Here is a 23,952-nt window from a genome sequence, read left to right as displayed (position 1 = left end):
GTTTTAGAACTCGAATGACACACCACCGGAGATGGTACGCATCGGTGAATAGAAAGTAGCGTTGGTCGTCTCGTCATATGATTGACGCGGGTCGAACCCTTTACGTTTAGACCAGTAGAAAACATTTTCTGCCGACATGTACACGCGCAAAGAGCTTATAGCCAGTTTCTTTGTCCACTTGGAAGGCAATGTATAGCCCACATTTATGTTCTGGATATTCAAGAAACTTGCATCGGTCAAGAAACGTGTAGATGATGAAGCCGGATATGAAGGGTCATTCATCATGAAACGCGGAATATCAGTGTTGGTGTTCTCGGGAGTCCATGACTTTAGGATATCCTTGTGATAGTTGTAACCTGCCGTGCCTTTGGGTGATGACATAAAGTATGCATACGTGCCATCATACTGCTTGCCGCCAATCTGGTAAGTGAAGTTAATACCGAAATCTACACCATATACTTTCAGTTTGGTACCGAAACCACCGTATACCTTGGGCATCGTGCTTTCCTCTGTGATGTAATAGTCAGCTTCAGCATGGTTCCAAGTCGTTTCGCGTCCGGTGATGTTGCCGGCCTCATCCTTAACATTCTTATAATACAAGGCTCTTCCCTCTTCGTCCACTCCGGCATATTCCTTCATACGCCATGTAAACATAGACAAATCTTCACCAATGAAGAAGCTTCCGTTAGAATAACCCTTATATCCCTTTCCGTCAGCTGTATACTCAGTAGTAATCAACTTGTCAGGATCAAGCATCGTAATACGGTTCTTCAAAGTTGAGATGTTCAAATTTACGTCCCACGTAAAGTTACGTGTATCGAAGATATTCACATTGAAATCCATTTCTACACCACTATTGACCATGTTACCAACATTGTCCAGATAAGAAGAATAACCCAATGAAGGAGCCACGGAGAATGAGAATAACATATCTGAAGTCTTGCGTCTGTAGTACTCTATGCTACCGGTAACGCGGTCCCACAATTGGAATTCCGCACCGATATTGAAATTGGTATTGGTTTCCCAAGTGATGTCCTTAGTACCTTTAGAGTAGAACGAAGTGCCGAGACTATTATTGGAATTAATAATATTAAATCTATCCGTATAGCGGAAATCACCGATGTTATCGTTACCTTGTGAACCGATTGAAGCCTTCAACTTCAGTTCCTGCACCCAAGAAGCATCAAACCAGCTTTCTTTGTTGATGAGCCATGCACCACCTGCCGACCAGAATGTACCCCAGCGGTGGTCTGGATGGAAACGGCTGGAAGCATCACGACGCAAGGAAGCTGAGCCGAAGATGCGTTCGTCATAGTTGTATTGCAAACGTCCGAAGAAGCCTTCATTGTTACGACGACTCTTATATGAAGAAGCACTCTGTCCATCTATAATGGCACCATCCAATTCCTGATTGTCCTGAGAGAACATCTGTGACTTACTGGCTCCCAAATAAGAAAGGCGGTAGTCATAATATTCATGTCCTAACAAAATATCGAAATTATTGCTTCCGAATGATTTGGCATATGAGACAAGTTGTTGCAAGTTGTAGTCGTAAGTTCTCTGATGGCTCTTGCTTACTGTACCACCGGTAGAATCGAACTGTCCATAATAAGGATTATAAACATATGTAAAGCGTGTCTCATCCAAGTTGAAAGTACCATTGAATGTCACCTTTAACCCTTCTATAGGAGTTATGTCTACAAAAGCATTACCACTGATAGCATTTCCTTCAGCATTATGGGTGTTAAGTTTGTTGTCCAGAATAGGATTGGCATCAGGAATGAAAGGACGTTGCATACCTGCATTGATACCGCTACCGTAGTCCATCATTCCAATACCATTCTTATCAACCATGATACTGCCATCAGCATTACGTACGTAAGCAGGATAGATGGGAGCCATTTGGGTAATAAATGCCCATACATTACCTTGAGAACTACTGGAACCATTATTACTCAATGAATTGGAATCAAATCGCGCATATGCCATATTACCACCGATCTTCAACCACTTCTTGGCTTGATAGTCGGCTTTTAAACGGCCAGTCAAACGTTTCAGGTCAGAACCTTCAGTGATACCCTCATTTCCAAGATAGCCTAAAGAAACATAGAAAGAAGATTTTTCATTAGCTGCGCTCACTGAGAAGTTATATTCCTGACGTAAACCGGTACGCATACCTACATCGTCCCAATCATCCGGAGTAAGCAGATAGTCGCGTCCTTTATAATTCACAACTCTACCCAATGTGGCATTGGGATTAAGCTTGCCATTCTGACCGATAAGGTATTGTCCTTCGGGAACCGTATAGACATTGTAACCCAAGCCACCGTTAGAGCCAAACAAATTGTTATTTGCCTCAAGCCATGCAGCCTGATCACTCATTCCCCCCTCATATTTATAGTAGTTTTTCATTGCCTCATAGTGCGTCTCATAGTACATGCCAGGATTGTCAATCACGTCATATTTCTGCAACGCACGGGTATTTGCTCCCCACTTGGCATCGAAAGTTACTTTGGCCTCACCCGACATATTGGCTTTCTTGGTAGTGATGATAATTACACCGTTAGCACCACGCGCACCGTAAAGAGCATTGGAAGCCGCATCCTTCAATACCGTCATTGATTCAACGTCGTTGGGATTGATATTATTGATATCACCGCTATAAGGAGCACCATCCACAATAATCAGAGGGTCGTTTCCTGCATTGAGTGAACTGAAACCACGGATCTTGATGGATGACTTTGAACCAGGAGCACCGTCATTGGATGTCAATGTCACACCCGGCACAGCACCAGCCAAAGCATCGGTAACGTTTGTCACCTGCGACTGCTCCAGCTTTTCCGTACCTATCACCTTAGCCGAACCCGTAAATGCAGACTTCTTTGCTGTACCGAAAGCAACTACCATTACCTCATCAAGCATCTCTGTATCAGACTTCATCACCACTTTTACGCTAGGTTTTATTGTCACCTCCTGGGTTTGCATACCAATATAAGAAATTACCAGAGTTTTCGCGGAACTATATTATGCCTATATTGTTGATAATAAGCAATATAAAATAAATAAAAAGAGCTCCTGAAATAAAGTAATCCTCTAGAGAAGATACTCTATACATATCCACTGTAAATGACAATCTACTTATATGATACTATTTGTAATGGTAATATGCTGATTTGAAGGTTTTTAATTCTGTACTGATGTGCTATAATCATAACGTCAGGATCTTTTTTCTCAAAAACTAGAAGGGCTTTGTCAATATCTATCATTTAGTTGCTTTTTGTCAATTATTTACTCGTGTTGTTTATTCCATCTATGAGAATGTAACCCCTTATGTAAAATACTATTGAATTTATAATGGTTACATAAATACTATCCTACCTATTTATCCATTTTATGCATAGAACACTATGTAATTGTCTCTATCTTATAAATGGAGATTATTCCAAATACAAAGTAATTGGAGTAAAGAATTCTATAGCTATGAAAAACTACTGTTTGGAGCATGTCAAAAACGTAATGAGGAAGTCTTCTTGTAAGAGAATATAGTCTACATAGAATAACGAAGACTGAGTGGATATATTTTTATAATTCAGGGGAATAAAGAATGTACTTTTGTAATCCGCGCTGACTCCCGTGTCGTGCAGACAATTCAGGTTTGCTGTTTATTGAAGAGAGGATATTTCTATCGTTTCAGTTCTTCTCCATAAAGTCTATGCAGTATGATACGTGCCGGTATACTTTTAATCTCTCCATTGGCATCACTTTGGAAGACGAGGAAGAAATAACCGTTAATCCCCGGCAGCGAATTTCTATACGTCCTATTTGGAAATGGTTGTTGCAGAAATAAAGTGGAAAAGATAGAATAACAAAAGCCGCTTACTTCACAGTGAACGGCTTTTAAAACACTTTATTTAGAAAACACCCTATCAAATAGAGATGTTTTGAAAGTTCATAAATCAGATATACTCCTTCTTACAGACTTATTTATAAGCAGGATTCTGATCATTATTTGTCAGTTCTCCATTAGCATCAATCTCTGCTTGCGGAATAGGTAATTCAAATCTATCAGAGCCAGCAGGAAGGTCTAATTGACTAGTCCACAAATCGTGTCCGTCAACTCCAGTTCTTGTCAATGCCAAACCTCTACGTTTCATGTCGAATAGGCGATGTCCCTCTGCAAATAATTCACGCCTTCTTTCTTGTTGTATCTCATCTGCTAAACCGGCATCCGTTCCACTATATTTATCCAATCCACGAGCTATCCGAACAACATTTAATGCTTCTTTAGCCACATCATAATGCTGTTTGTCAGCAGCTAATTCAGCAATAATAAGATACATCTCAGAACCACGCAGCATATTGAAAGAGCCTTGTCCCATTTCATTGTTACGACTATGAATCTTTGTTGTCAAGTATCCTGTTTCACTGATATAATCGTTTGTTTCAGAATCTTTCGGGAACTGAGTTTTGCGTATATCTTTATCTTCCATTAGATTAATCAAAGCCTTTGAAACTCGTAATGAGCTATAACCAATAACAGCATCTTCATAATCATCTCCACACAAATACCAGAAAGAGGGTAATGAAAGATAGAATTGATTATCATCAGTTGGACATTCGAAAGCCCAAAGTGTTTCTGAGTTAACTTCACAGAAATCAGCTGTGTAAACTGCCGTATTCATCAAATTAACACCTTTCAATGCAGCATTGGCATGTTTGATGCCATTTGTTTCATCACCTAAATCCAAATACAAACGTGCAAGAATTCCATGAGCAGCATTCGCACCGATATATGCCTTAGATGAAGAAGAATGCTGGTCCAACAATCCACATGCTTTTTCCATGTCAACGACAAGCTGATTATACACATCTTTTACCGTAGCACGAGGAAGGTCTTCTGTTCCAGAAGAAATACGTAAAATTATGCTCGGATTATCCGGGTACTTGTTTACAGGTTTGGCATACATTCTTACTAAGAAATGATAAGTATAAGCTCTTAGAGATAGCGCTTCACCTTCAATTCTGTTACGCTCTGCACTTTCTGCCAGGTTTCCGATATTATCCAAAATGGCATTCGTATTATCTATGATACTGTAACATCCCTTCCACGGGTCATCAGTATAGGTACTTCCTGGAGAAACTGTATATTGATAAGGAGACACAAAACGTCCATAATTGTAGTTGGGGTCAGGTGTCACCAATGCGTCATCTCCCATAATGTCAGGCAAGAAGAAAATATATTGGTTGGTCATATGAGCCAACCAGCCATTGGTCAACCAGTCATAAGCACCGGTCAACACTTGCTGCGCACCGTCTATCGTAGTAAAGGTGTTAGAATCGGACATTTGGTCCGAAGAAGTAGTATCCAAAAAATCATCACCGCAATTTGCCAAGCTAAGACCTATTGCAAGTGCTATTATAGTTTGCTTTATTCTATTCATCGTAATCTCAATTTTAAATTAGAAACCAATATTTATACCAAATAAGATTGTACGAGGCAATGGAACCGTACCTGCACCGTCCAATACTCCGGTTACACCTCCCAATTCCACATCGTAACCTTTGAAACTACCATCCAAGTTCCATACACAGATATTCTCCAGACTTCCAAAGAAACGTACTGTCTCCAACTGTATCTTCTGTGTCCATTTTTTTGGTAGAGTATAACCTAAGTTGATATTTTTAAATTTAATGAAATCTGCATCGTGCAAATAGCGGCTTGATGTAGAATGAGAACTTGAAGTGTTATTGGGCAAGAATGCAGGATTCGGAGCGTTTGGATTCTCTTTTGTCCAATAATTCGCTTGATCTTTGATGGCTTGATAACCGTTGTTGTTACCATCATTCAGCAAATTGGCTTCGTACGCATCATATATCTTTCCTCCAAAACTATAAGTAAAGAGGAATGAAAGGTCTAATCCTTTAAATGTAAATGTGTTATTCAAACCTCCAAATACATTGGGAAGTGCAGAACCAAGTTTGTATTTGTCTGCAGTAGAGTAAGTTGAAGTGGTAGTTCTTTCACCTGTCGGATTACCTTTATCATCTTTTACGTCTTTATACCAAAGTGGAGTACCGGTTTCTTTATCTACTCCGGCCCATTCTTGCATGTAAAATTCATAAAGGCTGTAGCCTACCGTACGAACTTTTGTACCAACAACTTCCTGTTCTTCGGGATAAGAAGTGATTTCATTCTTGTTAAAAGAGATATTGAAGTCGGTTCCCCAATTAAAGTCTCCGGCTTGAATATTCAGGGAATGCAAATCTACTTCTATACCAGAGTTGCGCATACCACCCAAATTAGACATAATTATGTCCAACCCCGTAGAACCGGCTAAAGGTTTTTCCAATAACAGTTCATCAGAGTTTTTGATATAATAGTCAATGGATCCATGCAGGCGACTGTTAAGTACTGCAAAATCCAACCCCACATTGAAGTTTTTGGATTTTTCCCATGACAAATCAGGATTTGCTAATTGAGAATGTCTGAAGCCAGACTCTCCGTTATAATTGGCTCCACCTTCATAGAAGGCTTGATAACCATATAAGTAATCAGATGTTTTGTTACCTGAAGTACCATAGCTGGCACGCAGTTTCAAGTCATCGAGCCAAGTAATATCTTTCATGAAGTTTTCTTCGCTGATACGCCAATTTAATCCGACACTCCAAAATGTACCATAACGATGTCCCGGTGCAAAACGTGAAGAACCATCGGAGCGGATACTGAATGAGGCAAAATATTTATTCTGATAATCATAATTTAATCGACCAAAATAAGAAAGCATGCGCTCTTTATCTGTTACAGAACCTACTTCTTGCGGAGTAGCAGCTACATTCAGCTCTGTCAAACCACCAATTGGAAATTTTGTTCCTTGTGCATAAGTGCGCTTGTACTCTTTATTATAGATTTCATAACCAGCCAATACCGAGAAGTGATGGTCTTCCTTTATGTTGAAATTATAATTTAATGTACTGGTCAATCCAAAAGTATTGTTCCAAATGGCATATTTGTACAAGCGTCCTTGTGCAGCTTTACCATTACCATGCTCCGCATTATACCATTGCGTTTCATCCAAATTGATATAATCATATGAAAGACTTGTTTTCCAATGAACTCCATAAAAGTTGAAATCCACGTAGGGATTTACCAAAACACGGTATGTGTTAGTTGCATATTTGTCAGTTTGTGCAAATGATATAACATTCATATCCTGAAATATGGGATTCTTGAAGTTATAAAGAGGTTTGCCATTCTCATCATATTGCATTTGGAAATTTTCATCCAAATCATATACTGGAACAGCATTGGGTAGGAAAATACCATTAGTCAAAGGACTAGCACCGCCACCTCCACCTACAGGAGTGTTTTGTTTTGCCAAAGAGAAAGTGGAATTGATACCCATACTGAACCAAGGTTTAATTTCTGTTGAGACATTTGCACGACCTGAATATCGTTCAAAATCCGAACCAATCACAATACCCTCTTGATTCATATATCCCATAGAAATGAAGTATTTTGATTTCTCGTTTCCTCCATTTACACTGATATCGTATTCTTGTGACATCCCGGTTCTGAAGACTTCATCCAACCAATCGGTATCAATCATCAATTGAGCGCCAGATGTCAAGTCGCCAGAAGCATCCAGAGGGTTAGCAACATTATATGGATTTCGCCCATACATGCTTTGTGTGGATTTGTTGGCTGCAGCAGAAGCTTCTTCTGAGGACATGCCTTTAGCAATATTATTATTATAGAAGCCTCCATAATACAGAGCATAATGTTCGGAGGCATTCATCAAATTATAACCACCAGAAGGGAGTTTGGAAGATGACATTTGAGCTTTAAAGCTAACCTTGGCTTGTCCTTTTTTACCCTGCTTCGTTGTAATCAGAATAACACCATTGGCCGCACGTGATCCGTACAGAGAAGCAGCAGAAGCATCTTTTAAGATGGTAATAGACTCAATATCATTCGGATTTAAGTTTGAAAGTGGATTTGCACTTGTCCCATATTTACTGGTATTTGCAACTTCACTTAAGTTTGCAGCTTCAATAGCAACTCCATCTATAACATAAAGTGGGGTACTTGAGGCAGACATAGACCCGATACCACGAATACGTACCTGTGTAGACGAACCCGGTTGACCGGAGACACTTGCGATCTGCAGTCCAGGAGACAATCCTTGTAATGCTTTCTCAAATGAAGTAACTGGAAGCTTTTCCATATCACTGGATTTGATAGTAGCAACAGAACCTGTTAGTGAGTTCTTCTTTGCAGTACCATAAGCTATGACTGTTACTTCATCAAGAATTTCACTGTCGGACTTTAAGATGACTCTTAAAGAAGGTGCGACAGCCACCTCTTGCGTTTGCATACCAACATACGAAATTAGCAGAGTTTTCGCGGAACTACAATATATGTATATTGCTGAAAATTAATAATTTACAATCATTATAAAACAAGGCTTACTCTATTATATATTCTATATAAAGGTATATGGCGAAGGGAGGTAAGTGGTTTGAAGTACCCATTTCATACCATTTTGAATAATTAAAAGCTGATAATAAGCACGTTATTATTAAATTTCATTCTACCCTTTTAATTTGTGATGTACTAATTAACCCAACAAATGTTTTTTATTCAAGAATAACGATAAATTATATAGAGGAATTTATCTTGAAATATAGATTTTATCCATAAAAGTCCCAAAATTCTTTTTTGTTGAGAAATATTTAGTTTACATATATTATTTATAATGTATGAATGTGGAATATACATAGAAATATTCAATTATAATTGAAATATTTTATATCTTTGCATATAAACTAAATCATGTTTGAATATGAAAAATTATATCTCCCGTCCTTTATACATAAAGAGAATTGAACCGTTTATTGATAAAAGTATAATAAAAGTAATAACCGGCCAACGTAGGATAGGTAAAAGCTACATTCTTTTACAGATATCAGATATCATAAAGAAAAACATACCGGAAGCCAATATCATTTTTGTAGATAAAGAGCAACTTGCCTTCACGGAAATTAGGAACTACATGGATCTTTATCAATATGTTTTAAAGAAGGTTACTGGGCATAATCATAACTATCTTTTTGTAGATGAAATCCAAGAGATTGAAGAATTCCAATTGTGTCTGCGGAGTTTATTGAACGAAAATAAATGTGATATCTATTGCACCGGAAGTAATGCTAAAATGCTGTCCAGTGAACTTGCTACTCAATTGGCAGGAAGATATATAGAATTTCCCATTCACTCACTTAGCTATGGGGAATTCTTAACTTTCAATCAACGCCAAGACTCCACCGAAAGTCTAAAACTCTATCTTACATTCGGAGGTATGCCATACATTCATAATCTAACAATGGACAAGAATGTCATATTCGAGTATTTGAGAAACGTTTATTCTACTATCCTACTAAAAGATGTGGTTGCACGTGAATCAATCCGGAATGTATCTTTTTTAGAGAATCTCGTAGCTTATCTGATAGATAATACCGGCTCTCTTTTTTCTGCCCAGAATATTAGTAAATATTTAAAGTCGCAACACGTCAACATTCCCACGCAGACAATTCTGAACTATCTAAAGGCACTGTGCAATAGTTTCTTTATTTACAAAATTCAACGAGCTGAAATCCGAGGGATGAAAATCTTTGAGATTGGTGAGAAATATTATTTTGAAGATTTGGGATTACATAATTCCATACAGCATTTTGATTTTCGAAAAGACATCAACAAGTTAATGGAAAATGTTGTATGCATTGATTTATTAAGATATGGATATGAAGTATATGTCGGAAAGAGTGGCAATAAGGAAATTGATTTCATTGCTTCCAAGGACGACCATAAAGTCTATATCCAAGTAGCATATATGCTTCCCGATGATGCAACTGTTAGGCGAGAATTTGGCAATCTTTTGGAAATAGCAGACAATTACCCCAAATATGTAGTTACAATGGATGAAATGCAAAGCGGGGGAAATTACAAAGGAATTAAACAAATTTCACTGCGAAACTTTTTGTTGGCAGAGGATAAAGAAAGATTGTAAATCTATAATTTAATTTCCAATATGAGAAGAGTAAATCAACAGATTTCCTCTGACAGATTATATGAAACAAAGTTGGAGAATCGATACAAAAGCATTGTGATATTTGCATTATAATAAGATTATAATTTTTTTTGTATAAAGCATTCACTTTATGGAGAAGAATACCCTTTCATAACCAATGGATATATATCCGCTGAATATTTTTGTGACCGTGTAGCTGAAACCGGAACATTAACCCGTTATATCACAAATGGTAACAATGTAGCTTTAATATCTTCTCGTCGTTTAGGAAAGACGGGCTTAATAGAACATTGTTTTCATCAAAAGACATATCGAAAAGGAATATTATATTTTCTTGATTGATATATATGCGACTAAGAATCTTCAAGAGTTTGTTTTTGAGCTTGGCAAAGGAATTATGAATGGTCTGAAACCACGAGGTAGAAAAGCGTGGGATTTGTTTTTAAGTTGCTTGTCATCGCTTCGGGCGGGAATTTCATTTGATTTTGCAGGAAATCCCGGTTGGAATTTGGAGATGGGAGATATAAAAACTCCTTCTATTACTTTGGATGAAATTTTTTATTATTTGGAGAAGGCCGACAAGCCCTGCCTGGTGGCTATTGACGAATTTCAAGCTATTGCCAAATATCCGGGAAAAAATATTGAAGCTGTATTGCGTACCCATATTCAGCATTGCGCAAATGCAAGATTTATTTATGCAGGTTCCCAACGGCATATGATGGGCGAAATATTCACAAGTCCAGCACGCCCTTTCTATCAAAGTACAGCCATCATGGAATTACATCCAATAGACATAGGAACTTACACAAAGTTTATTAGGAAACATTTCCTCATAGCCAATAAAGACATTACAGAAGAAACTGTTCAGAACGTATATGAACGTTTTGAGGGCATTACATGGTATATTCAATTCATCTCCAACTCATTGTATGCAATGACAGCTACAGGTGAAATTTGTACGGCAGACAAAGTGAGCATAGCGATCGAAAACATTTTGTCTCAGTTGAATTTTACTTATTCCTCTCTTCTTTATCAACTTCCTCCCAAACAAAAGGAGGTATTGTTTGCCATTTGCAAAGAAGGAAAAGCAAGGGAAATAACTTCTTCCAGATTCTTGAAAACCTATAAATTGACAGCCAGCTCAGTACAAGGAGCTATAAAAGGATTGTTGGACAAGGATTTTGTTACTTGTGAACTTGGAGAATACAAGGTTTACGATAAATTCTTTGAAATATGGTTATTGAAGCAGTCTAAATAAGATTGATATGTCAGTGCATCTGCAATGATTTGTGTTGCCCTCTTTATACAACAAGAACCAGATTTCGTTATATTAAAAAAGGAGAGTATTCTAAATTTAGATACTCTCCCTCTTTTATTCATCTGATTTGCACAATCTAATGTGGCACTTTATCATTTCTGCAAATTGGGATTATTCGTTACTTCACGCTCTGGAATTTCAAAGATCAATCTGGAGTCATCGTATGAGATCGTTTCACCAGTCAATGCGTAGTTGTTGTCACCACGTACCATTGATTTGTGGAAACGTTTCAAGGTAAGTAAACCTCGTCCTTCGGCCCACATTTCTACACGCCAGTTGTAGTATATGTTTTCCAGTAATTGATCAGCATTCATATTGTCCACTTCTGCAGCCGTGGCCTGATCCCGCTGTTCTAATAGAGCCTTCAATGCTGCTTTTGCCTCGGGCAGATGATTTGCCCGTGCATTGGCTTCAGCATTTATCAGGTACATCTCTTCAACTCGCATGTAAACAATATCATTTGTCCATGTACGGTCTCCCATTGCTTTTCTTCCGGCATCATAAAATTTATACCAGCTAATCAATACAGACGGATGAAACCACTGTTTACGAGTATCTGTTTCAGGTATTTCATTATACAGATTATGGTCTATCATTTTATAATCACCTGCAGAACAGTAGCTATAAGTGAAATAATCTACCTGTCCCCAGAATGTGGGCAAACCTCCGGTGTTATCTTTGGTAATATCAAATGCCCACATCCATGAACCGATATTGATACTCCGGAATCCAGATTCGATAATTTCAGTTTCACTCATCAAAGGATATCCTGAGTTATTGATAATATCGGAAGTTAATGCAGCAGCATTCTCATATTCACCTTTGGTCAAATAAACATAGGCAAGTATTCCTTTAGCTGTCCATTGGTCGATTTGGTCCTTAGTGCCGTTGGGACGACCAATACCTGCTGCTTCCAACTCTTCCAAAATATTTATTGATTCCTTCAAGTCGATAATAACCCGTTCATACACTTCCTCCACTGTGGAGAGTCCTAATGTCTCTGCTGTGGTTTGAGAACGGTAAAGAGGTATGGCCTTAGCATTTTTATCAATATCGTAAGGTTTTGCATATAAATTCACCAAATTGAAATACGAGTGAGCCCTCAAAGCTTTTGCTTGTGCATAATAATTTTGGTTATCCTCATTAGCCGGTACACTTTCATCTCCTCCTACAGTGTCAAATATTTCATTGCAGGCCTTGATGATGCGGTAATAATACCTCCACAGCATGTAGGTTCTGTTTTTTGTGGTAGTATTACACTGCAATCTAGCTGCATCGCTAAACCAGCCGTAGGTTTCTCCGCTCATTGCCAGATCCCCACTCATTAAATCTGTGGCAATATCAATGGATTTTTGTCCGAAATCGTCGTGATTCGTTGTACCGCCTGTCTGCCAGGCAAATGTTGTGGAATACGTACCTAATGCCTGACCTAACATGATATTAGGATTCCACACTGCATTTTCTTTTATCTGGTCAGATGAAATATATCCATTTGGATCTTCCTCCAGAAAAGATTCTTTACAGCCAGAAAGCACCAAGGCTACTAATGCAGAACAAGCTGCTATTTTATATATTACATTTCTCATATTCAAATGATTTTATTGTTAGAACTGAATCTTAATACCTCCCATAATAGTACTCAATGGAGCATACTGACTTCTGTCAGAGCCTCCGGAATCCTCATTAGGATCTGTACTGACGGTATTTCCTGCCATTGAGACAAATCCCTTACGAGCCGAAATGAACATCAGGTTGTCACCGGAAACATAAACCGACAAGGAACCAATGTTCATTCTATTCATCCATTTTTTAGGGAATGTGTAGGATAATCTTACATTGGATAAATTCAAATAAGAACGACTGGTAATGAACCGAGTAGAAGATGCATTTGTATATTCATCATATCCGGAAGTTAAACGTGGCACGTCTGTTATATCACCCGGCTTTTGCCAACGATTTTCAATGTCATTATGCCAGTTTCCACTACCAGGTGTATTGTTAGACATTAATGTAGCATATACACCGTCGTAAGCATATCCTCCTAAGCTATAGGAGAAAGTCGTATTTAATTCGAAACCTTTAACAGCTAAATCAAAACCGAATCCCCCTTGTAAAGTCGGAATACCTGATTTCCCGACATATTTCTTAGTTGCGTTGTTATAATCGGAGGTCTTTTCTACTTCCAAACGCTCTATTTTATTGTTCTGCTGGTAAGTTACCATATCTGTAATCAAGTCCTTGCTTCCATCGGCTTTTACATTATAGTATGAGTTGTATAATGCCATACCGGTTTCTGGATCTACACCGGCATACTCTCTTATATAGAAATCATACAGAGAATGTCCTTTCGACCATCCGTAAGCACCTTGTATCTCCAATGGCTTTTCTTTTCCTGTGGTATCATCCATAGGCATCTGGGTCATTTTATTCTTATAATGTCCACCATTAACACGTAAATCAAGACTTATATCATTCGTTTTCACAAGATGTGCCACCAAAGAAAATTCGAGACCCTTATTGACCATTTTACCGTCATTGACGGGGTATTGTGCATATCCCAGCGATGGAGATACTTGCTTTAGGAACAACATATCTTTGGTAGTCTTATTATAGTATTCCACTTCACCTTCCAAAATATCGGCTATATTAAACTCGATACCAGTATTCCATGTTTCGCTGCGTTCCCATGTCAAATCAGGATTACCTTTATATTTAAAGCTAAAACTGATTTCATCATTTAGGTTACCGATCGTATACAAATCATTGTAAGGATAATAACCTGCAATGGTAGGATTGGTGATAAAGTCTTGGTTACCCAACACACCCCAACTTAACTTGTATTTCAAATTCTTCAACCAGCTCACGTCTTTCATGAAATTTTCGTTAGTGATGGCCCAGGCGGCGCCGATAGAACCGAATGTTCCCCATTTCTGTCCTTTGGCAAAACGTGATGAACCATCACGTCTTAATGTTCCATGAAAGAAATATTTATCGTTATAATCATATCTAATTTGTCCGAAGTAGCTTTCCATGTCAAACCCGTAGGTTTGAGAATCCATATAGTCCATAATTACAGCATTAGACCATTCTGTATTGTTAGGACGAACAATCTTTGATTTCTGGCCATAGTTGTCAGATGACTTGTAGAATGTAGATTCATGCGCAACGAATGCATCGAGATTGTGCACACCAAAACTTTTCTTCCATGACAATATCTGGTTTGACGTGAAGCTGAAGAATGTACTCATGTTTTTGAAAATACGTCCTAACCCCTCTGCATCACCATAATATGGATTTGTCAATTCATTGTTTTTTGTACCAAGATATTGCAATCCAAAGTTTACCGTTCCTTTGAAGTCTTTCAAGAAAGTTGCTTCAAACATGGCATTGCCGTTGAATGAATGAGATTGGTACTCATTCTTGTCCAATTGAATCGCTCCGGCTGGATTTACGCCTGAAGCGTAAGGACGTCCATAACCTTCAGCCATACCATAATCATACAGATATCCTCCGACCACATTATCCTTTATTTTATTGCCATCTGCATCACGTTGGAATACCGGAAATATGGAAGGCATAAAATTAATGAATTGGAAACCATTGTTCATGTTGTCACCTTGACCGGGCTTATTCAGTTCCATATAGCTATAAGCCATATTAACATTTGATTTCAACCATGAAGTGATGTCTTGAGACAGATTGGAACGGGCATTAAAACGTTCAAAATCAGAACCTATATAGTATCCTTCATCTTTCAAGTAACCGAAAGAGGTATAATGTGATAACTTGTCGCTGCCTCCTGATATCTTAACATTGGCTTCTACTTTTTCTCCTGTACGGAAAATATAATCTTCCCATTTCTCCGGAGTAAATTTGCGGACTACACCTGCCTTGAATTTGCCAGTAGAAGGGTCTATGACATCTCCCGTACTCCACATATTATATCCTTTGTATATTCCAGTATTTTGATAGCCTTTTTGAGGATCGTCATATCCCCACAGCAGCTTGCTTGCCATAGCTGCTGCAGCAGCTTCATCACGTCCACCAGCATATTGATATTTATTTTTAATGCCTTCCCATGTCAGCTCAATGAACCGCTCGGGACTTTCCATCGTATCATAAAGAGGTATTATACGGGTGTTGATACCATATTTTACATTTGCTTCAACTTGCGTTTTTCCTTTTTTACCTCTTTTGGTGGTCAGCAAAATTACTCCATTGGCAGCTCTTGAACCATATAGAGCTGTTGCTGTTGCGTCCTTCAATACGGTAGTTGACTCTATGTCTGAAGGATCAATTCCACTTAAATCTGAACCAAAGGGGATTCCATCCACTACATACAGCGGAGCACGGCTTGAATTTACAGAACCTAAACCGCGAATTCTGATGCTTGCATTTGAGCCGGGTTGTCCACTAGTTGAAATAACTTGTACACCTGCTACTTCACCGGTTAGCGCTTTAGATAATTCGGACGGATTTTTGTTAGCAATACGGTCTCCTTTAATTTCAGTAGCGGAACCTGTGAAGGATCTTTTTGTAGCAGTACCATAGGCAACAACTACAACTTCATCCAAAAGTTCAGTATCACTCTGCATGACAACCCGTACATGCGGCTTAATTGTAACCTCTTGAGTCTGCATGCCGATGTACGAAATTACCAGAGTTTTCGCGGAACTATATTTTATTTATCTTATTAATAATCAGATAATTATGCTATGTGCTAGAAATAACTATAGCGAAATTTCCTTTCTCACAAGGTATGTGTATGGAGGGACGACGCATAAAACCTTACTGCTGTGATACTATTTGTAGGATTAACAACCAGGTTATCAGATGTATACCATAAAGTTAATACGCTGCTTAAAGATTTTAAATGATTCTTCCTCTTATATGAAGCATGTCTTTTGTCAATATCTATCATCCTAGCTGCTTTCAATGAAGTATTTACTCTACATTGTCATTTTATTAGCGAAACTACTAAAATCTATGTAAAAGAATATTTCAATAGCTTCAGAAAACAGCAAATTCAAAACTTTCTGATTGGCTAAACAATCAAGACAACAATTGTTTCCTCATAGCAGTTTTCATCATTTTTGCTTCCACGCTTCCACCCGTTCCTTATATCCCTCTATTTATCGGCATTACAGATGCTGTGGAAGCAATGCAAAAGTGTGGAAGCAAATTTTGCTTCCACACCTCCAATCTGTTTAAATATTGATAACACACCAATGTTAATCTTCTATTCACACTATACTGTATCTAATTGATTATAAATAGTTTCTTGCTGCAAGATTTTGCAAACCTATTGCAGTGATACTGCAAAGCTGTTGCAGTGGTACTGCAAACTAATATGCAGTGCGGCTGCAAGCAATATGCAGTGGTACTGCAAGCAATATGCAGTGGTACTGCAAAACGTATGCAGTGAGTTTGCAGCGAGCAGGTTGAAACAGAATAGTGAGTGAACAGACTTTAAAGGAGAAGTATATGACTAATGATATGAAAGTGCAGTATTGACTATGCTAAGTTCGTGTTTTTTTAGGCAAAGGCATGAGTGCATGGTTCTTTTCTAAATCATGTACTATAGTCATATCCATTACATTCGTATACACTTGTGTGGTTTTAACACTTTTATGCCCCAATAATTTTTGCACTGTTGTAATGTTTACTCCATTATAAATCAATAGAGTTGCATTAGTATGGCGAGCGGTGTGAAATGAAATCTTTTTGATAAACCGGCTAGGCGGGAAATCACAATTAAATTTTTGTTCACATTAGAGTTATCCCTTAAATGAAAGAAGCTTTGTAAGTCATCCCGATATTTGTCCAGAATAACAAGCCCTTTTCCTTCGAATAAGAGATAAAGAGGTAATCTGACTTCTGTACTCGTCTTTATGGATTTATAAATTAGCCAGGTTTCTTGACGGATCTCCACGATGTTATCGGGTGATAAACTGATAAAATCAGAATATCTCATTCCTGCATAGCAACAAAACAAGAATGCATCTAAAGTCTTCTGCAATTTAGTATATCTGCCAGCCAAGCTTAATTTCTCCAACTTCTCCAGCTCTTCAGGAGATAAGTGCGTATGCTTGTTTTCTATAGTTTTAATCTTGTACTTTCGAAAAGCGTATTTTTGTATCTCTATATAATCCTTGTTGATGGCGACATTTATATGTCGCTTCAGATGCTTCATATGTTTGGCTATCGTATTTGTGTGATAGCCTCTTGATTGCAAGAAATATTCAAAGGAGGATATGAATTCGAATGTTAAATCAGAAAAGGTTACATCCTTTTTGAACTGTTGTAATAATGAAAGAGTGGAGAGGTGATTTCGTTTTGTACTTTCTTTCAGAGCAGAGTTTGCTATCTCTTGTCTACAAAAAGAAATAAAAGAGGTTTTGTTTTCGTTTGTGCTCAAAACCTCCTTTAGTAACTCTAATGAAATACGCCTTCCTTGCTGCCACAATTCCAACTCTTTTTTTTCTATCATAGCCATAAATTCATATATCAATCTATTCAGTGCATCCGCATTAGGATGATTCTTCACGATAAGCTTTTTATTGTCCCATTGTTCTGGCTTTAGATAAACTTTGGTGGAGAAATACTTTTTCTTTCTGTCCAAATAGGCTTCTACTTGCACTAACGCCATTCCTTTTTTATTCAGGCTTCTTTTTCTGTTGTACACTAGATTGTAAATAATTTTACTCATTTTGCTTGATTTTAATTAATACTAATAACAAATAAGACGATATTCTGTGCTCGGTGAGAATAGAATAAGAATTAATATCTCTAAAAAGTGTCTTTTTGTGTTTAGCTATTAATCGGTATTTAATCTCCGGAAATTCTCATTTTGTTTCAAAATCAGGTATGTTTTTGTTTTAGCAGCTTGTTTATTAACCATTTTGTTTTAAAATATGTGTATTTCTTGGAAAAATCACCTTGAAAGAGGGAATCATAGTGATAGTAAACATAAGCCGGTTTAGGTTTTTTAAGTATGAAAAATCTGTTATTAAGCATAAAGTAGCGTGTTTAGTTAACAAATTGATAGATTTACAAGGTTTTTTCAATAAAATAGTTGTTCGTTTCAGTTTTATTAATATATTTGCACTTTGTTAGAGTAAAGAAACAATTAATGTAAAGTTAAACTTTAAGAGAGAATTTATGAAAAGAAAATTAATGCTGTTATTGGCCTGTCTTTTTGTTGGAATAGGCCTAGTAACTGCCCAAACCCAGAAGGTTACAGGTGTTGTAATTTCTGAAGAAGACGGGCAGCCAGTTATTGGAGCCTCTGTATTGGTAAAAGGTACACAAGTTGGTGCTATTACCGGTGTAGATGGTGATTTTACATTACCAAACGTACCAAGTTCCGCGAAAACTCTGGTGATTTCATACATCGGTATGAAGACTCAAGAAGTGGTAATCAAACCGAGCGTAAAAGTGGTTATGATGCCTGATACAGAGATACTTGATGAAGTAACAGTAGTGGCTTATGGCACTAAACGCAAACAAGATTTGGTGGGCTCTATCAGCAGTGTAAAGAATGAGATTATCAGTAATTCACAAGCTACATCCGTGTCCAATGCACTAGAAGGAGCTGTGGCCGGTTTGCAGGTTGTAAGCTCTTCCGGCCAGCCGGGACAAGATGCCAATATCGTATTGCGCGGTATCGGTTCTATTTCAGCCAGCAACAATGCGCTGATTGTAGTAGATGGTGTGCCCTTCAACGGTAAGTTGTCGGACATCAACCCTACGGACATTGCTTCAGTGAACGTGTCGAAAGATGCTGTATCCAACTCTTTGTATGGTTCCCGCGCAGCTGGTGGTGTGGTCATGATTACTACCAAGACCGGACGCAAAGACAAGGTGGCCATCAACTTTAACGGTACCTGGGGTGTGGCACAGCGTGCGTACAAAGATTATGATATGGCTACTGATCCGGAAGAGTTCTATCGTTTGTCTTGGTATGGTCTTCGTAATACCTATTGGGCGGCTGGAAAATCCATTGAAGACTCTAATTTAGCAGCCAGTCAGGATTTACTGGGCGAACTGGGTAATTACAATGCATATATCATCCCGCAAGGAGAATATTTAGTAACACCTGATGGAAAACTTAACCCCAATGCACGTTTGCGTTATAATGATTCGTTTGCCGATGCCTTGTTCGACAATGCCTTCCGCCAAGAATACAATATATCTGCATCGGGTGGTAATGACCGTACAGATTTTTATGTATCTATGGGCTTTCTGGATAATGACTCTTATGTGTTAGGTTCTTCTTATGAGCGTTTTACAGCTCGTGCCAACGTTAACTCCCAGTTGAAATCCTGGTTGAAGGTAGGTACCAATGTAGGATATTCCAAAGCAACTCAGAATGGTGTACAAGAGAATGCCGGAGCTGCCTCCAATCCTTTCGAAGTAGCACGTTCTTGGGCTCCTATCTTTCCGGTTCATGCCTATGATGCAGAAGGTAACATGAAATATTATGAGGATGGAAGCCCCATGTATGATGCCGGAAATGGTGAAACAGACGGTACATCTAAACGTCCTACGGCTACTAACCAGAATGTGATAGCCAATATGAAAGAGGATATTCGTGAAACTGTGTACAATAATCTGACTTCACGCTCGTATCTGGAAATCTCGTTCTTGAAGAATTTCAAGTTTACAGCAAACTATAGTTATGATTTCACGAACAGTAGCCAGACAGTATTCTACACTCCGCTCATCGGTGACGGACAGTCTTTCGGTGGTCGTGGTACAAAAGGAAGCTACAACACTACGACTACCAACTTCAACCAGATTCTGGCTTACAGCAATGTATTTGGCGATAACCACCACCTGTCGGCCAAGATAGGTCACGAGTACTACAAGTATGAATATCAGTATTTGGCAGGACAGAAGACCAACTTCTTTAATCCGAACAATCCGGAACTGGACAACGGTGGACAAATGCAATACATCAATAGCTACACGGCAAACCATAACATCGAGGGTTATTTCGGTATGGCAGACTACGACTATAGCAATAAATATTACGTTTCTGCCGCTTTCCGTCGCGACGGTACTTCCCGCTTTTTGGACCGTTGGGGTAATTTCTGGTCGGTAGGTGCTGCTTGGCGTATTTCCAACGAAGCATTCATGGAAGGTACAAATTCTTGGTTGAACGACTTGAAACTGCGTGCATCTTATGGTACCCAGGGTAATGAAAGCATCCTTTCGGAATATGACTATGCCTATGTGTACACGCCTTATCAAGACCAATACACAGTTACTTGGAATGGTTCAGAGCTGGGTTATTCACCGGAATTCTACGGTAATCCGGACTTGACCTGGGAAAAGCAGAAGACTTTTGACGTGGGAGTAGATTTCCGTCTCTTCGATAGAGTATACGGTTCATTCGAATATTTTTATCGTCGTACGGACGATATGCTTTTCAAGCGTCCCGTAGCTTTCTCTACAGCCGGACGGCCGTATAACTGGGAAAATCTGGGTGCGATGAAGAACACTGGTATAGAGTTTGAAGTGAATGTGGATATCTTCAATCAGTCTGACCTGAAGTGGACGGTATCGCTCGTAGGCTCCCACTACAAGAACCGTATTGTGACATTACCCGAAGAAAACCGTGAAAATGGTATCACTTCCGGTCCGTTCAACCTGCGCGAAGGTAAGAGCCGCTTTGAATACTATACTTATATGTATGCCGGCATGGACGAAAAAGGAAATGCCATGTGGTACATGGATGAGACAAACGAGAAAGGGGAAGTGACAGGCCGTACTACCACCACCACTTATGCAGACGCAACCCGCTACTTCATTGGAAAATCTGCGCTGCCCGATTTCAACGGTGGTTTGAGCACTACTTTCTCTTACAAGGGAATTGACCTTTCTATAGCAACGGCTTTCCAGATTGGTGGCTATGCTTATGACTACTCTTATCTGTCCGGCATGAGCTCTTCATTCTACGTAGGTCATAATAAGGATATGTGGAAAACATTCAACCCTGAGACCGGTCAAGGTTCACTTCCTATTTGGAATGCCGACAATGCTTCCAACTCTTTCACTCAGCAATCAGACCTCAATCTGGTAAAGGCCAGCTACTTCAGCATCCGTAACATCACTTTGGGCTACACATTGCCGAAGAACTTGATGCAGAAATTGGGTGTTGAGAAACTGCGTATCTATGCTACGGCAGATAATCTCGGCTTGTGGTCCAAACGTCAGGGATTTGACCCTCGTGTGGCAATGGCTGGTTCTGATAATGAATATGGAGGCTATTCTCCGATGCGTGTGATTTCCGGAGGTATCAACCTTACATTCTAAACTAAAAAATAAAATTGTATATGAAGATAATGAAATATATGATGCAGGTGCTTCTTGTCGGGGGCCTGCTTACATCTTGCATTGAAGATGCTGATGTTACCGCTTATTTGACTGAAGACCAACTGGGCAATGTGGCTCAGGAAGATCCTGATAAGGCTTTTTCAGCTGCTGTGGCAGGTATGTATACTGATATGCAACAGTATGTTGACGTCAATATGAGTCACAACTATTTCGGTCAAAAGAGTTTTGATTACTTAACATCGCTGATGGGCAACGATATGATTATGACCGGACGTTTCGCTATGAGTATGTATCATTATTTGCTGGATTACTGGCAACAGAACTATACTCCGACCAACAACCGTTGGAAAGAGTACTATCGTGTCATAGCCAATGCCAACAACATCCTCAAGCTGATTGACCCCAGCAGTGAAGATCCCGCCAATTTGAAATATCGTGCCATCGCTCTTGGTTTCCGTGGCTACGCCTACTTACAACTGACTTACTTATACCAGCATTCCTACTATACCGGTGCGGATGGAACGAAATGGGGCCGTGGAGAGAAATATGACTTCTCCCAGTCTCCGTGTGTACCGCTTATTACAGAGGATACGGAAGGTGACCAGCCACGTGCTACTGTAGCCCAAATCTATGAACAAATCAAGAGTGACCTTACTACTGCTTTCGACTTGTTCAAGAATTTGGATATGACGCGTACTTCCTCACCCACTGATATGGATGGCTGCGTGGTAGCTATGCATTTGGCTCGTGCGAACATGGTTATCCATGAATGGGATGAGGCGATAAAGTATGCGCAGGTGGTGATTGATAATTTCCCTATATTGCAGAGTGAAGACCAGATACTCCAAGGATTCAGTAATATCAGCTTGCCGGATGTAGTATTCGGTAGCGATGTTACAGCAGACAATAGTACAACTTATATGTCTTTCTTCTCGCAGATGGATACTTATGGCGATGGTTATGCCGGCATCGGTGTATGGCGCGCTGCCTTTAAGCCATTAGTAGACCGTATCGCGGATACTGATATCCGTCTGCAATGGTTCTGCTGCGACCGTTCTACAGGTGTAACAGATGACTCCGGTAATCGTATAACATTGATTCGTGACACTCAGTCTCCAGTTGCCGTGGAATACCAAGCCGTAAAATTTATCGGTACAGGTCGTGATAACATCAAGGCCGGTGTGTTCAGCGGATGGGAACTGGGAGATTATATTTACCTGCGTTCAGAAGAAGCTTACATGATAAAAATGGAAGCTTTGGCTCACAAGGGTTCTGCTGAAGCAGTGACTGAACTGAATAGCTTTATGAAGACCCGCCAGCCCGATTATAATTACACTTTCACGAACAAGGCTGACCTGATAGAGGAAATCATTTATCAGAAACGTGTAGAGTTCTGGGGTGAAGGTTTGGAATATATTGATAATCGTCGTTTGAATATTCCTGTAGATCGTACAGATGAAACTTGGGGCGCAGAAAATAATAATCACTTCTCTGCCGGTAAGTTCCGTTATAACCAAGAAGACAGGCCGTTCCTTTACCAGTTACCTCTCTCTGAAATAGAGAATAATTCTCAGCTTTCTCCGAGCGACCAGAATTAATACTTCAAAGGACATGTTATACGGAAAAATGACACAGAAGCGCTATCTGTGCAGACTAATCAAGCTGCATTACCCCAACAATAATAATGCGGCAATTATGATGATTCATCCGGTTGAACATACCGGAATTTCATAATAAAGTGTTTTTGAGAAGCCACTCATTGCGAAATGGGTGGCTTTCTTCTCTTAATCCAACAAAAGACTTCAGGGGGAAGTGTTATTTCAAGATTACATATCTTCCAAAGAAAGCCCTTTATAAGAAACAGAGCAGTTTTTCCATTCTTTGTTGATTGTGACTTTTTTCTTCAATATCCCCCAACCTATCCGTTCAGGATTGTGTTTAATTTCGACCAATTCATAAAATGAAAAAATACGATGTCGGTCTTTCATCCGTTGATTTCAATAAAAGTGAGGTCTTACCGATGCGCTTTCTTCCTACTAAAACCGGCATTTGCGATTCTTCTTGAAACTGTTCTGCTATATTCTTTAAAACAGCCAACTCTTTTTTGACCATAGAATTTCATAATACACCTATTATTTTACATCAAGTCCACTATTATCCGTAGTGTACATTACGATAATACTAATTAAAGACGATATTTGTATAAAA

Annotated in this window: 8 protein-coding genes and 3 pseudogenes; 4 read left to right on the top strand and 7 right to left on the bottom strand. The window is 39.0% G+C overall.

Annotated elements, in window-relative coordinates; translation table 11 throughout:
• Positions 1 to 3: 3 nt before the first annotated feature.
• From H1A11_RS18400 to H1A11_RS18390, 3 genes and pseudogenes are all read right to left on the bottom strand, one after another.
• Positions 4 to 3,021 (bottom strand): annotated as a pseudogene (locus tag H1A11_RS18400) (SusC/RagA family TonB-linked outer membrane protein); the annotation flags it as partial.
• 959 nt (positions 3,022 to 3,980) lie between these two features.
• Positions 3,981 to 5,441, bottom strand: coding sequence for a RagB/SusD family nutrient uptake outer membrane protein (locus H1A11_RS18395; RefSeq protein WP_016274185.1), 1,461 nt, complete (start codon positions 5,439 to 5,441; stop codon positions 3,981 to 3,983).
• A gap of 18 nt (positions 5,442 to 5,459) precedes the next feature.
• Positions 5,460 to 8,420, bottom strand: a complete 2,961-nt coding sequence (locus tag H1A11_RS18390) for a SusC/RagA family TonB-linked outer membrane protein (protein WP_370528744.1) — start codon at positions 8,418 to 8,420, stop codon at positions 5,460 to 5,462.
• 423 nt (positions 8,421 to 8,843) lie between these two features.
• Here H1A11_RS18390 and H1A11_RS18385 point away from each other — a divergent pair, with 423 nt between their 5' ends.
• Together H1A11_RS18385 and H1A11_RS18380 are read left to right on the top strand one after the other, a co-directional pair.
• Positions 8,844 to 10,064, top strand: coding sequence for an ATP-binding protein (locus tag H1A11_RS18385; protein ID WP_119962347.1), 1,221 nt, complete (start codon positions 8,844 to 8,846; stop codon positions 10,062 to 10,064).
• Positions 10,065 to 10,199: 135 nt separating this feature from the next.
• Positions 10,200 to 11,343: pseudogene (locus tag H1A11_RS18380) on the top strand (ATP-binding protein).
• 152 nt (positions 11,344 to 11,495) lie between these two features.
• Here H1A11_RS18380 and H1A11_RS18375 read toward each other — a convergent pair.
• From H1A11_RS18375 to H1A11_RS18365, 3 genes and pseudogenes are all read right to left on the bottom strand, one after another.
• Positions 11,496 to 12,989 (bottom strand): RagB/SusD family nutrient uptake outer membrane protein, encoded by a 1,494-nt coding sequence (locus H1A11_RS18375; RefSeq protein ID WP_118275161.1) that lies wholly within the window; start codon positions 12,987 to 12,989, stop codon positions 11,496 to 11,498.
• Positions 12,990 to 13,007: 18 nt separating this feature from the next.
• Positions 13,008 to 16,088: a SusC/RagA family TonB-linked outer membrane protein gene (locus H1A11_RS18370; protein WP_262706674.1), complete on the bottom strand. Its 3,081-nt coding sequence runs from the start codon at positions 16,086 to 16,088 to the stop codon at positions 13,008 to 13,010.
• Between the two features lie 834 nt (positions 16,089 to 16,922).
• Positions 16,923 to 18,112 (bottom strand): annotated as a pseudogene (locus H1A11_RS18365) (site-specific integrase).
• Positions 18,113 to 18,564: 452 nt separating this feature from the next.
• On the opposite strand from H1A11_RS18365, the gene H1A11_RS18360 reads away from it, so the two are divergent.
• Complete coding sequence (locus H1A11_RS18360; RefSeq protein ID WP_255461487.1) at positions 18,565 to 21,723, top strand: TonB-dependent receptor; 3,159 nt, start codon at positions 18,565 to 18,567, stop codon at positions 21,721 to 21,723.
• 20 nt (positions 21,724 to 21,743) lie between these two features.
• Positions 21,744 to 23,342, top strand: coding sequence for a RagB/SusD family nutrient uptake outer membrane protein (locus H1A11_RS18355; protein ID WP_117599254.1), 1,599 nt, complete (start codon positions 21,744 to 21,746; stop codon positions 23,340 to 23,342).
• Positions 23,343 to 23,570: 228 nt separating this feature from the next.
• Here the strand turns inward: H1A11_RS18355 and H1A11_RS18350 are convergent, their stop codons facing one another.
• Positions 23,571 to 23,732 carry a hypothetical protein gene (locus H1A11_RS18350; protein WP_165491379.1) on the bottom strand — a complete coding sequence of 54 codons (162 nt, stop codon included), beginning with the start codon at positions 23,730 to 23,732 and terminating at the stop codon, positions 23,571 to 23,573.
• Positions 23,733 to 23,952: the final 220 nt, after the last annotated feature.

The organism is Bacteroides sp. CACC 737 (assembly GCF_013874375.1).
Classification (GTDB): Bacteria; Bacteroidota; Bacteroidia; order Bacteroidales; family Bacteroidaceae; genus Bacteroides; species Bacteroides uniformis.
Note: the sequence above shows the minus strand (reverse complement) of the source record. Positions and strands in the feature narration are given on the sequence as shown.